This is a genomic window from Lentzea sp. NPDC051213, assembly GCF_044455585.1.
GTDB lineage: Bacteria > Actinomycetota > Actinomycetes > Mycobacteriales > Pseudonocardiaceae > Lentzea.
In genome coordinates, this window is the sequence record NZ_JBITEX010000001.1 from 964705 (window position 1) to 976923 (window position 12219).

The 12219-nt window shown below is 67.6% G+C and carries 12 protein-coding genes; 10 read left to right on the forward strand and 2 right to left on the reverse strand.

Annotated features, from left to right (window positions below):
• Window positions 1–9 precede the first annotated feature (9 nt).
• Window positions 10–531 (forward strand): flavin reductase family protein, encoded by a 522-nt coding sequence (locus ACIA8G_RS04245; protein WP_396416795.1) that lies wholly within the window; start codon window positions 10–12, stop codon window positions 529–531.
• Here ACIA8G_RS04245 and ACIA8G_RS04250 read toward each other — a convergent pair.
• Window positions 502–1350 carry a BTAD domain-containing putative transcriptional regulator gene (locus ACIA8G_RS04250; RefSeq protein ID WP_396416796.1) on the reverse strand — a complete coding sequence of 283 codons (849 nt, stop codon included), beginning with the start codon at window positions 1348–1350 and terminating at the stop codon, window positions 502–504. The two genes, ACIA8G_RS04245 and ACIA8G_RS04250, sit on opposite strands and share 30 nt — an antisense overlap.
• Before the next feature lie 264 nt (window positions 1351–1614).
• On the opposite strand from ACIA8G_RS04250, the gene ACIA8G_RS04255 reads away from it, so the two are divergent.
• The 3 genes from ACIA8G_RS04255 to ACIA8G_RS04265 all read left to right on the forward strand — a co-directional run bounded on the left by ACIA8G_RS04255 (window position 1615) and on the right by ACIA8G_RS04265 (window position 3571).
• Window positions 1615–2055: a hypothetical protein gene (locus tag ACIA8G_RS04255; protein WP_396416797.1), complete on the forward strand. Its 441-nt coding sequence runs from the start codon at window positions 1615–1617 to the stop codon at window positions 2053–2055.
• 26 nt (window positions 2056–2081) lie between these two features.
• Window positions 2082–2843 (forward strand): response regulator transcription factor, encoded by a 762-nt coding sequence (locus ACIA8G_RS04260; RefSeq protein WP_396416798.1) that lies wholly within the window; start codon window positions 2082–2084, stop codon window positions 2841–2843.
• 140 nt (window positions 2844–2983) lie between these two features.
• Window positions 2984–3571, forward strand: coding sequence for a sensor histidine kinase (locus ACIA8G_RS04265; RefSeq protein ID WP_396416799.1), 588 nt, complete (start codon window positions 2984–2986; stop codon window positions 3569–3571).
• Window positions 3572–3680: 109 nt separating this feature from the next.
• On the opposite strand, the gene ACIA8G_RS04270 is transcribed toward ACIA8G_RS04265, so the two are convergent.
• A complete protein-coding gene (locus tag ACIA8G_RS04270) occupies window positions 3681–4202 on the reverse strand; it encodes a MarR family winged helix-turn-helix transcriptional regulator (protein ID WP_396416800.1) in 522 nt (173 codons plus the stop codon).
• A gap of 234 nt (window positions 4203–4436) precedes the next feature.
• Here ACIA8G_RS04270 and ACIA8G_RS04275 point away from each other — a divergent pair, with 234 nt between their 5' ends.
• From ACIA8G_RS04275 to ACIA8G_RS04300, 6 genes are all read left to right on the forward strand, one after another.
• Complete coding sequence (locus ACIA8G_RS04275) at window positions 4437–5585, forward strand: ABC transporter substrate-binding protein (RefSeq protein ID WP_396416801.1); 1149 nt, start codon at window positions 4437–4439, stop codon at window positions 5583–5585.
• Between the two features lie 43 nt (window positions 5586–5628).
• A complete protein-coding gene (locus tag ACIA8G_RS04280; RefSeq protein ID WP_396416802.1) occupies window positions 5629–6558 on the forward strand; it encodes an SMP-30/gluconolactonase/LRE family protein in 930 nt (309 codons plus the stop codon).
• A gap of 86 nt (window positions 6559–6644) precedes the next feature.
• Complete coding sequence (locus tag ACIA8G_RS04285) at window positions 6645–7922, forward strand: cation:proton antiporter (RefSeq protein WP_396416803.1); 1278 nt, start codon at window positions 6645–6647, stop codon at window positions 7920–7922.
• 143 nt (window positions 7923–8065) lie between these two features.
• A complete protein-coding gene (locus ACIA8G_RS04290) occupies window positions 8066–9175 on the forward strand; it encodes a cytochrome P450 (protein WP_396416804.1) in 1110 nt (369 codons plus the stop codon).
• 48 nt (window positions 9176–9223) lie between these two features.
• On the forward strand, window positions 9224–10975 hold the full coding sequence (locus ACIA8G_RS04295) for an NAD(P)/FAD-dependent oxidoreductase (RefSeq protein WP_396416805.1): 1752 nt from the start codon (window positions 9224–9226) through the stop codon (window positions 10973–10975).
• Window positions 10972–12216, forward strand: coding sequence for an ATP-grasp domain-containing protein (locus ACIA8G_RS04300; protein ID WP_396416806.1), 1245 nt, complete (start codon window positions 10972–10974; stop codon window positions 12214–12216). The genes ACIA8G_RS04295 and ACIA8G_RS04300 overlap by 4 nt, the downstream gene beginning before the upstream one ends.
• The last annotated feature ends 3 nt before the right edge of the window (window positions 12217–12219 follow it).

Sequence of the window (12219 nt, forward strand, 5' to 3'; positions counted from 1 at the left end):
AGGAAAGCCGTGACAGCAACGGAGAACGTGGCCGCCGGCCTGCAGGTGGCCACGTTCACCGACGCCATGAGCAGGCTGGTCTCCGGCCTGGCCGTGGTCACCACGCGACAGGCGACCGGGCAGCCGTGCGGGTTGCTGGTCTCGTCGATCTGTTCGTACAGCGTGCATCCGCCGTCGGTGCTCGTGGTCGTCGACCACGCCTCGCGATGCCGCGATTCCTTGACGCACAGCGCGGAGTTCGGCGTGCACCTGCTCGGCCGTGCCGAGGAACGTACCGCCCGGACGTTCGCGAGCCGTGGCGCGGACAAGTTCGCCGACGTCGGCTGGGAGTGGGACGGAGCGGTGCCCCGGCTGTGCGAGGCACCGATCTACTTGCGCTGCAACACGACCGTCGTGTTCGACCACGGCGACCACACCATCCTGATCGGCGAGGTCGCCTACACGGCGGCGGTGTCGGAAGCCGAGCCGCTCGTCTTCTACCGGCGGCTGTTCGACTGGCGGCTAGGGAGAAACGGTGTGCGCCAGCCGTAGCCCGGCGAGCCCGCGGTCGTGCCGGTGCCCGCGGTCGAACGGGTCGTCGCCGCTGAGGATGACCTGGTGCATGGCCCGCAGTCGTGGCCCCGGCTCGATGCCGGCGTGGCTGGACAACGCCCGGTACGCCCTGGCGTAGGCCGTCAACGCGTCGGCGCGGCGTTCTGCCTGGCACAGCGCGAGCATCAGCTGCTCGTGGAACCGCTCCCACATCGGGTAACTCCGGCAGAGCTCTTCGAGATCGCACACGGCCAGGTGACCGTCACCGTTGCAGAGCATGACGTCGAACCGGTCGCGCAACAACTCCAGGTACTCCTTCTCGAGCCGGGAGATGTCGTGCTCGAACATGCCGGTCTCGCGCAGATCCGCGAGCGGGGAACCGCGCCACAGCCCGAGCGCCGAGGCGAACATCTCCTCTGCCCGCACGCAGTCGCCCGCGGCGACCGCGACCTGTCCCTGCCTCGCCAGCCGGCGGAACCTGGTCAGGTCGAGCTGATGTGGCTCCAGGGAGAGGATGTAGCCGGAGGGCCGGGTGTTCAGGAAGGGGTGGGACGTCCCGGCGCTCGTCCAGCCCGGGGTGAGCACCCGCCGCACCGCGGTCACGTACCCGTGCAGCGCGGCGATGGCCGACCGTGGCGCCGAACGCGACCACAACTCGTCCACGATGCGGCTGGTCGGCACGAACTCGTTGGCGTGCAAGGCGAGCAGCGCGAGCAACGCCCGCTGCTTCGACGCCGTCGGCGTGCACCGGCGATTGCCTCGCGTGACTTCGAACGTTCCCAGAACACGGAAGTGGAGCGGTTCGTCTCCCGTTGCCAAGTGATCGTCACCTCTAGTCCGGGATCGGAAGGACGCAACCCTGTCTGACCCGGACAGTGTCCGACAGCCGACGGTCCTGAGGTAGTGGTCGACCCGAAACTGCCGGTTGAAGATGATCTCCGCGAACCGGTCGGCTCGGCGTCTCAGTAGGTCGAGGCTTGGGCGGTAGCAGAAATACGCCTGGAGGCGAATGGACTCCCTGTGTTGCCGGGGACCACTCTCAGATCGCAAGGGAACCAAGGAAACGACAAGAGGGTGAATCCGATGAACCTGCCGATCAAGAAGATCGAGCTGAAGCTCTGGACGTCGCTCAGGGAGGGCTCGAGCACGGACGGTCGTGTGTACCTCGGTCTCGCGGGACGCGAGTACGCCGTCAACGCGCAAGGCAACTTCAACGACTTCCAGCCCGACGCCGATGCCGTCACGTACGTCTTCGGTGATGGGGCGAACGTCGACAGGCGGGAGGACAACGACCCGCGAACGCCGTGGCAGACGGACGCGGCCGACATCACTCGATGCCCGAAGTACCTTCGTTTCGCTCCCTTGGGAAACGACGACAACTGGGATGTCGAGCGAGCCGACCTGACCGTATGGTTCAAGGGGACGGGACCCGGCGCGGTGGACCAGCAGATCCACTTCACCCGTCTCGGCTCAGGTCCTCATCTGTGGCTGGGCGTGCAGCGAGGCCAGTTCCTGTACTTCTGAGGCTGACCGCCCAGCAGGAGGCCGTGATGACAGAACTCCTTTCGGACAGGGATCTTCGCTCACTCGTGACGTTCGTCGAGGAAGGGCGGCGCGACCAACCGAACGGCGTGATGCCCTGGGCGGTGCTCGACGCGTTGAGCAGGTTGATTCCAGCCGACTCCGTCGGTTTCGTGGAGTTCGACGCGTCGCGGAAGGTCTTTCTCACAGACCAGTGGGTGCGGGTCGGCGAGCGCGAGCTCGGTCAGGACGTCGAGGATGCCCAGAGTCCGTACTGGGCGCTGTGGCGCGATTTTCTGCCATGCGGCTACGCCGACCGCACCGGTGACACGAGAAGCGTCGTCATGTACTCGGACTTCTACACCCGGCCACAACTGGCGGCCACGCCGTACGTCATCGACATGCACTCGCCCCAGGTGCACCGGATGCTGGTGCGGCTGCCCACCGCGCCCGGCCGGAAGCGGTGCGTCCTGATCGACCGTGTCGACGGCGCCGACTTCACCGAGCGAGACCGCCTGGTGCTCCAACTCCTCCGGCCGCACCTGTACGAGATCTATCTGGACGCACAACGAAAGTGGCGAGGTGTGCCCCGGCTGAGCCGGCGGGAGCTCGACGTCCTGTTGCTGGCCGCGCAAGGACAAAGCAACGCGTCCATCGCGCGGGAGTTGTTCATCTCGGTGGCGACGGTGCGCAAGCATCTGGAACACGTCTTCGACCGCACCGGTGTGCGTTCCCGGACGGAGGCCGCGGCGCTCGTCGTGCCGCACCTCAGCGTCGTTGATCCCTACTAGGGGAACCACCGGACTTGCATTTGCTCCGCATACAGGTCATTGGGCTCTAGCTTTCAAGTGGCATTCCCGCTGAGGCTGATCCCCGCGCGAACAAAGTCCGTGATCCCGCGACGGGGACATTGGGACGAACGGAGATACAAATGCCCAGTGCCCTGCGGGATTTGCTGCACGATCTGGGCCACGACCTGGCGACGCTCTCCTGCCTGGTCGAAGGGTTGCGGGATGATCCGAGACTGCCTGCGCAGACCCTTCGGAAGGTCGAGCTGATCGATCAGGAGATGATCCGGCTCCGTGACCACGTCGGCCAGGTCTTCGAACGGTCGTCGGCGCCGGGAGTCGTGTCGGTGCGGTCGATGGCGCAACGGATCGTGGTGCTCATCGACGAGGCCGCCGACACCCGTGTGGTGATGCGTCCCGGCGACGACGTGTCGTTGCGGATCACCGAATCCGTGCTCTGGCGCATCCTGAAGAACGTCGTCGACAACGCGGTGCGCGCGGCCGGGCCTGGCGGTCGGGTCGAGGTGGACGCGGCGCTGTCCGGGAATGGTCAGGTGGTCCTGGAGGTGGCCGACGACGGGCCCGGCTTCCCGACCGGCTCGCCGGAGCGGGCTTCGCGGGGACTGAGCATCGTCACCGGGCTGGTCGCGGCCTGCGGTGGGAGTTTCGACGTGCGTGCGCGGCTGCCGCGGGGAACCTGCGTCCGGATCGTTCTGCAGGGTGATACCTGATCAACCTGGCGATCCGCCGGGTCGCGCTCGGCGAGGTCGTCGTGGACCTTACCCGCCGGGCGCGGCCCGAAGCGGTCTCCCGCAGCCGTCGGCTCGCTCGCGCCGTGGGTTACCCGGCGTCGCGGCCAGGCGGCGGCCACAGCGCGTCGGAGTCCATGTGGTTGAGAATGCGGTTGCTGAGGTCGCGCAGGTGGCGCAGGTCGGCGGGGCTCAGCGCGTCGAGGACCAGTGCGCGCACGGCGTTGACGTGACCCGGCGCGGCGGAGGCCACCTTGGCCTGACCCTCCTCGGTGAGGATGGCGTTGGTGGAGCGACCGTCCTCCTGGCTGGGTTCGCGGCGCATCCAGCCGTTCCGCTCCATGCGCTTGACCAGGTGCGACAGCCTCGACAGTGATCCGCCGGTCAGCTCGGAGAGTGCGCTCATCCGCAGCGTCCGGTTCGGCCGGGCGGACAGCTGGGTCAGCACGGTGTACTCGAAGTGGCTGATCCCCGAGTCGGTCTGCAGCTGCTTGTCCAGTGCGACCGGGACCTTCGACATGAGGACCGCGAGCGGCAGCCAGGCCTCCTGTTCCGGGCCTGTCAGCCAGCGTGGCTCGGCGGCGCCCGGCTGGGATGCGTCAGCCTCGCTCATGCGGGATAGCCTACATGGCTTGAACATTCAAGTTGTTCCGGCGGTAGGGCTCTTGATCTCTCACGCGTTCTTCGGCACATCGCTGCATCGTAATCGCAGCTAGGGCGCCCGCAATCTTCTAAGCAATCACTTGAACATTCAAGTGACCCATGTCACAGTAGATTGAACGTTCAAGTGATCATGGCTAGGTTTGAGTTGAACGTTCAACTGATCAACCGTGAAGGACGGGCTTCGATGAGCGGCTTCCTGAACAGGCGGCGAGTGCTCGCCGGCGGCGCTGCGGCGCTCGGTGCGGCGATGCTCGGACCAGCAGTGCCGGCCGGGGCAGCAGCGGCCGCGGCACCTCTCGGCGCCGGCAAAGGCGTTCCGGAGGAGACCAGAACGCTGGAAGAGCTCTATCGGGACGCCAAGGCACAGGGCGGCAAGCTCGTCGTCTACTCAGGCGGCGACCGAGCGATCGGGGCCGAGGCCACCCGCGCGGCGTTTCGCGCGGCCTTTCCCGACATCGCGCTGACGCTGGTCGTGGACTACAGCAAGTTCCACGACGTCCGGGTCGATTACCAGCTGGCGACCGGGACGCTGGTGCCCGACGTGGTGCAGCTGCAGACGTTGCAGAACTTCCCCCGCTGGGCCGAGCAGGACAGGCTCCTGCGGTACAAGCCGGCCGGATTCTCGAAGATCTACGACGCGTTCAAGGATCCCGGTGGCGCCTGGATGGCGGCGTTCGTCGTCGGGTTCAGCTACATGTACGACGCCGCGACCGCCGGTTCGGCGGCGCCCCGGTCGCCCCTGGATCTGGTCGATCCACAGTGGAAGGGACGGGTCGCGTCCTCCTATCCCCATGACGACGACGCGGTTCTCTATCTCTACAAGCGTTACGTGGAGACCTACGGCTGGAGCTGGCTGGACCGGCTGGTCGCACAGGACCCGCAGTTCGCCCGTGGCAGCTTCACGCCCGCCGCCGCGGTCAGCGCCAGGCAGAAGGTCATCGGAATCGGCGGATCCGGTTCGCTGATCGCGCCGGCGACGACACCGGCCACGTGGGCCGTGGCCGACGGACATCCGTTCATGGCCTGGGGCCAGCGGATGGCGATTTTCAAGGACGCCAAGAACACCGCCGCCGCCAAGCTCTACACGAACTGGACGCTGTCGGTCGAACGTCAGCTGACCGCTGCGAACGGCTGGTCGGTGCGGACCGACGTCAAGCATCCCGGTGGCCTCGAACCGGTGTGGCGCTACCCCAACGCGAACGTCGACGGGTTCCCGCGCTTCATGGCGGACCGCGCCGAAGCCGAGCGCTGGCGGCAGCAGTTCGCGATCTACTTCGGCGAGGTCCAGGGCGAGCCGACGCCAGGCCGGCTCGGGCTGCACCCCGGCAGGTAACGGCCTTTCCCTTTCCCACAGCGGTATCCATTGGAGGAACTTCATGCGTACCACCACAGTGTTAAGGCGCGTGCTCGCGGCGCCGCTGCTGATCATGACGCTCGTGACGGCGGGCGCCGCGCCCGCCTCCGCAGCCCGCTCCCAGGTGATCGTGCTCCCCGGCGCCGTGTCGGCCGAGGGCATCGCCGTCGGCCGCGGCTCCACGTTCTTCGCCGGGGACCTCATTCGCGGCGACATCTTCCGGGGCGACCTGCGTCGCGGCAAGGCGGAGATGTTCGTCGACAACCCCGACGGGCGCATGGCCGTGGGCATGGCGGTGCTGGCTTCGCACAACCTGCTCTTCGTCGCGGGCGGCGGGACCGGCCAGGCTTACGTGTACGACACGGAGACGGGCGCGACGCTCGCCACCTACCAGTTCGGCGCACCGTCCACGTCCGTCATCAACGACGTGGCCGTCACTTCGCGCGGTGCGTGGTTCACCGACTCGGTGCAGGCGAAGCTCTACTTCGTGCCGGTCGGCCCGGCCGGTGCGCTCGGGGAGTTCCGGACGCTGACCGTCACCGGTCCCGCGGCGGTCACTCCGCATTCGTTCAACCTCAACGGTATTCAGGCCGCGCCGGGCGGACGGTCGCTCGTCGTGGCGCACTCCGGCACGGGCAGCGTGTACACGGTCGACGCGGTCACCGGCGCCAGTGCCCTCATCGCCGGGGTGAGCGTGCCCGGCGTCGACGGCCTCGTGCTCTCGGGCCGGTCGTTGTGGGCCGTGCAGGCCTCGAACCAGATCAGCCTGATCCGCCTGAGCCCGGGCCTCGACTCCGGTGCGGTGCAGAAGGTGATCACCAGCGACCTGCTTCAGTCGCCGGCGACCGCGGCGCTGCACGGCGACCGGCTCGCGGTGATCAACGGGAAGTTCGACACCGGCTTCCCTCCCACCGCCGACCGGTACGAGGCGGTCGTCCTCCCGGCGCGGTGAGCCGCGGCCCTTCCGGGCCTGATGTCAACGCTGTCATTCGCTGACCATCAGCCGCCCGGCGCACTTCTACCAGTTCGAGGTGACCTGTGGAGTTTCAGCACATTCACGCACTGGCGGCGGAATCAGCCGGTGCGGACCCGGTCGCACATTTCCTGCTGGCCCTCGCGGTCATCGTCGTCGTGTGCAATCTGCTCGCCTGGGTTTTCCGCAAACTGGGACAGCCACCCGTGGTCGGTGAGATCGTCGGCGGCTTGCTGCTCGGACCCACCGTGCTGGCGCAGTTGTGGCCGGCGGGCTCGGCGTGGCTGCTGACGCCGTCCGTGGTCGGCACGCTGTCCGTGGTCGCCCAGCTGGGGCTGGTCACGTTCATGTTCCTGCTCGGCAGCGAGCTTCGGTTCGGTGCGGCGGGCGCGGATCGCAAGATCGTCACGGCGGTGGTGGCGGGCAGCATCGGCCTGCCGTTCGCCGGCGGAATGCTGCTCGCGCTGGCCGGGCGTCCGATGATCGCGGGCGAGGCCGGAGACGGCTTCGCCTACCTGGTGGTCTTCGGTCTCGCGGTGTCGATCACGGCGCTGCCTGTGCTGGCCAGGATCCTCGTGGACGCCCGGATGGACACCACGCGGGTGGGCCGGGTCGCGCTCGCCTGTGCGGCGGTCGGTGACGGTGCCGCGTGGATGGTGCTCACGGTCGTTCTCGCCGTGTCCGGCTTGGCGGCGTCGGGCAGTGCTGTCGTCACGGTCGGCTTGGTCGGCGTGCTGGTCCTGGTCACCGCGCTGGTGGTGCGCCCGGCGCTCGCCTGGCTGGTGGAGCGGGCCGGCGGCGGACCGCTGTTGCTGCCGATGCTGGTGGCCGGCGCGGTCTCGTACGCGGCTGTGACCCAGCTGATCGGCCTGCACGCCGCAGTCGGCGCGTTCCTGTTCGGCGCCGTGATTCCTCGTGACGACACCATCATGCTGAAGGTCCGCCAGCAGTTGCACGGGTTCGCCGAGGTGGTGTTGCTGCCGCTGTTCTTCGCGAGCGTGGGGTTGAGCACCGCGGTCACCGCGGTCGGCGGTTCGCTGGCGAACTGGCTGCTGCTCATCGCGGTGGTCGTGGTCGCGACAGCGACGAAGTTCGTCGGCGCGGGTGGCGCGGCATACCTGGCCGGGATGCCGGTGCGCGAGTCGTTGCAGATCGGCGCCCTGATGAACTGCCGGGGCGTGACCGAGCTGATCGTCGCCACCATCTGCCTGCAGTACGGCGTGGTGAACACGCTCGGATTCACCGTTCTCGTGCTGATGGCCCTGTGCACCACCGCCGTGACCGGGCCGTTGTTGAAGCTCTTCACCTCGGCCGGCCGAGAAGTCGTCCTCCAGCGGCGCTGAGCTCGTTCTGCCGCGCGGACAACCATTCGGAGATTCTGATGTTTCACGCACATGAGTTCAGCCTGAGCAATCCCGATCTCTTTATCGATCCATATCCTGCCTACGCGCACATGCGGGAAAATGATCCTGTTCACCATTCGCGCATGTACGGCGGTTCCTGGGTTCTGTTCTCCTACGAGGACGCCGCCGCGCTGCTGCGCGATCCGAGGCTGACCAACAACCGGGCGAGCCTGCCGTTGCTGGCCCTGCCCGAGCACGAACGCGGACAGTTCGACGACTTCGTCGCGTTCCTCCGCACGTGGACCGCGTTCTACGAAGGTGACCACCACCTGTTGCGCCGCAAGAGGATGGACGAGGTCTTCCGGGTGCTGACCCCGGCCAGGATCACCGCTGTCGTCCAGGAGGTGGTTCACCGCCTGATCGACGGCTGGGGCCGGCGGCACGCGGTGGACGTCGTGCAGGAGTTCGCGCGGCCGTTGCCGGCGATGGTGTTCACCCGGCTCATGGGCGCGCCGGAGAGCGACTACGAACAGCTCGACCACTGGGCGGACGACATCGCCTACCTGTTCGGTGCCAGCGACCTGACCGTCGACGACGTGCGCCGCGGCTGGGACAGCGCGCAACTGCTCATGGCGTACCTGCGCGACCTGGCCGCCGACATGGCGAGGGCGCCGCACGACAGTCTTCTGGGCGGACTGATGGCCCAGGACAACCCCGGCTTCAGCTTCACCGAGGCGGAAGCGTGCGCGCAGGTCGTGCTGCTGATGTTCGCCGGGCTCGAACCCTCACGCCACCTGATCGGCAGCGCGGTGCTCGGACTGCACCAGTTCCCCGAGCAACGCGCGCTGCTGGCGGAGCAGCCGCGCCTGTGGCCGGCGGCGGTCGAGGAGTTCCAGCGGTTCGACCCGCCGGTGCAGTACATCGGCCGGATGGCCGCGGAGTCCTTCACCTACCGGGGACATCGGATCGAGAAGGGACAGCTGGTGCTGCCCCACGTCGGGTCGGCCAACCGCGACCCGAAGCAGTTCGCTGACCCGGACGTGCTCGACGTGCGCAGGCGGGCACGGCACCTCGCGCTGGGCGAGGGCGTGCACCGCTGCGTCGGCGCGAGCCTGGTCCGCGTCCAGACCAGCGTGGCGGTGCGCACGTTGCTCGAGCGGTGCCCCGGCCTGCGCGTGTGCGACCAGGTGCCGCCGCAATGGCATTCGTACGTGGGATTTCACGGCCTGAGCTCGCTCGTGGCCTGGCTCTGAACTCTGCATTGGACGACGTTCACACATCTCTTCAGGAGGAAGTTCCCCATGGGCAAGGAAATCAGCTCCGAGTACGACGTCGTCATCATGGGCGGCGGACCGGCGGGCTCGACGCTCGGCGCGATCCTCGCGCGCCGCACGGACCTGCGCGTCGCGATCTTCGAGAAGGAGCTCTTCCCGCGCGAGCACATCGGCGAGTCGTTCGCCCACACCATGATCCCGGCGCTGGAACAGAGCGGTGCGCTGGAGAAGGTGCTCGCGAGCGAGTGCTGGATCAAGAAGTTCGGCGGTGGCGTGTTCAACTGGGGTGACACGCCGATGGTCGCGTTCTTCGACCAGCCCAACTACCTCAAGGACGGCGTGCACCGCTTCGCGATCCACGTCAACCGCTCGGAGTTCGACGACATCCTCCTCAAACACGCCGGCGAGGTCGGCGTCGAAGTCTTCGAGGAGACCTCGGTCAGCGGGTTCTCCTCCGACGCCGACGGCTGCACGGTGACGCTCAAGAACGGCACCGAGGTCCGGGCGAAGTACTTCGTCGACGCGTCGGGACGGCGCAACAGCATCGCCGCCAAGCAGAAGCGCGAGTGGCTCTCCGGCTACCGGAACATCGCGATCTGGCAGCACTTCCTCGGCGGCAAGAACGTGCAGGACCTGCCGGGCGACTGGAACATCTTCGCGCCGGACAACCTGTCGCCCATCGGCTGCTTCGCCTTCCGCGACGGCTGGTGCTGGTACATCCCGGTGCCGAAGGTCATCAACGGCGAGCGCAAGGTGACCCACTCGATCGGCATCGTCACGATCCCGGAGATCCTCAAGCAGGACGGCTACGACTTCACCGACCAGAAGACGTTCCTCGAAACGGTGAAGGAGGTGCCGTACCTGAAGGATCTCATCGCCGACGTCGAGCCCGTCTCGGAGAAGATGCTCACCGCCACGAACTACTCGATGATCAACGGGAAGTTCTCCGACTTCGACGAGCGGTGGCTGCTCGCGGGTGACGCCTCCTACTTCGTCGACCCGCTGTTCTCCTCGGGAGCGGGGTTCGCCGTGAACATGGCCGCGAACGCCGCGATGGTGATCGAGCAGACGTTGTCCGGCAACCTCGACGAGCAGTCGATGCGTGACCTGTGGAGCGACTACGACGACGGCTGGCACGGCATGGCGGAGAACTTCGCGCTGTCGATCGACCAGTGGTACCACGCGCTGGGCAACGCGAGCCCGGACAGCATCTACTGGACCAATCGCGGCACCAGCCCCGACCTCGACATCCAGGAACGCACCTTCGACGTGCTGATCAACACCGCCGTCACCGCACACGTGCTGCAGAACATCGTCGACGGCCCGGTGGAGGGCATGGCCCCGGCGCCGGTCCAGGTCACCGGGCGCCACGCCCGTGTCAGCGAGCTGTTCCCCCAGCACGCCGTGCTGCGCCTGCATCCCGACGTGACGCTGCGGGAGTCCATCGCGCTGGATGTGCCGGGATTCAAGGGGTTCCTGCCGGCGCCGCCGTTCGACGGGGACGTCGACGACGAGACCAGGGACGCGATGGCACGGTACTGGTCCGATCCTGTCGCGAACGGCGACTCGCTCCCGTCACCGGTCGCCCATCCCGTGCCCGCGTACCGGTTCGCCCTCGGCGACACCGAGATCAGGGGACTCGACCGCGAGGGCACGTCCGAGCTGCTGGCCCTGCTGTCCTCCGAGGTGTCCATGGGAGTGCTGCGGCACAAGCTCAGCGGCATCCAGCACCACCTGTTCGAGCGCCTTGTGCGTGCTGGGATGGTCGTCGCGGCGTGACGAACGTGTTGTTGTTGCACGTGAAGCAGAACGTGCTGCCCGCGCAGTTGCTGGACGCTCCGGAGATCGGCCATCTCACGGTGATCACCGAGCCCGGCCACCTGCAGCAGTACGGCTCCGAGGTCGACGTGCGCCTGGTGGACAGCGTCAGGGACACCGAGCAGGTACGTCGCGCCGCGCTCGAAGTTCTCCGGGAGCGGGAGATCGACCGGGTGCTGGCGCCGTTCGAGCTCGGGCTGCCGGTGGCGGGCTATCTCCGGTCCTACTTCGGCTTGCCGGGGATGGGCTACGAGACCGCGAACGCGTTCGCCAACAAGTACGTGATGAAGCAGCGGATGGCCGCGGCAGGCCTGCCGACCGCGTCGTTCCGGATCGCCTACGGTCTCGGCGGTGTGGCGGCGAAGGCGGAGGAGATCGGCTGGCCGGTCGTGGTCAAGCCGGTCATCGGCGGAGGATCCATCGACGTGGTGGTCCTCTCCGACGCCGAGCACCTGGCTCGGTTCGCCCGGTCACCGGAGGCCGGCACGGTGAGGGCACTCGACGTTCCGCTGATCGTCGAGGAGTACGTCGAGATGGACGGCGAGTACCACTGCGACGGGATCGTTCAGGACGGTGAGATCCGATTCGTGTCACCGTCGCTGTACTTCACGCCGGTGCTCGACCGGGTGGGGAACCTCGGATCCTTTTGCCTGCAGGAGGACCACGAGGACCGGGCGGAGATCGTGGCGCTGCACGCCCGTGCCGTCCGCGCTCTCGGCCTCGAGTCCGGAGTGACCCACATGGAGATCTTCCGGACGCCCCGAGGCCTGATCGTCGGGGAGATCGCGTGCCGTCCCGGCGGTGGCGGCGTGGTGGGCGCAATCGAGCTGCAGCACGGGGTCGACCTCTGGCGCGCGCTGTTGCTGACTTCGCTGGGGCTCGATCCGGAGATCGAGGTGCGGCGGCGGCCCGGGATCGTCGGGCACTACTACCTCCCGGTGACACCGGGAAGCATCACGGGACTGAACCCGGTGGAGGAGTTCGAGTCCCTGCCGTCGGTGCTGCGGGTCGAGATGACCCGCAGGCTCGGCGACGTGATCTCTCCGGTGCTGAACTCGACCTCGTCGGCAGGCCACGTCCACTTCACGCTGGAACACGAGCGTGACATCCCGGCGCGGATTCAGGAGATCCTGGAGCGCTACGTCCTCGAGATCGACGGAGAACGGGCCGAGATCGAGGTGCGGATGCCGGCGATGACCTGACGC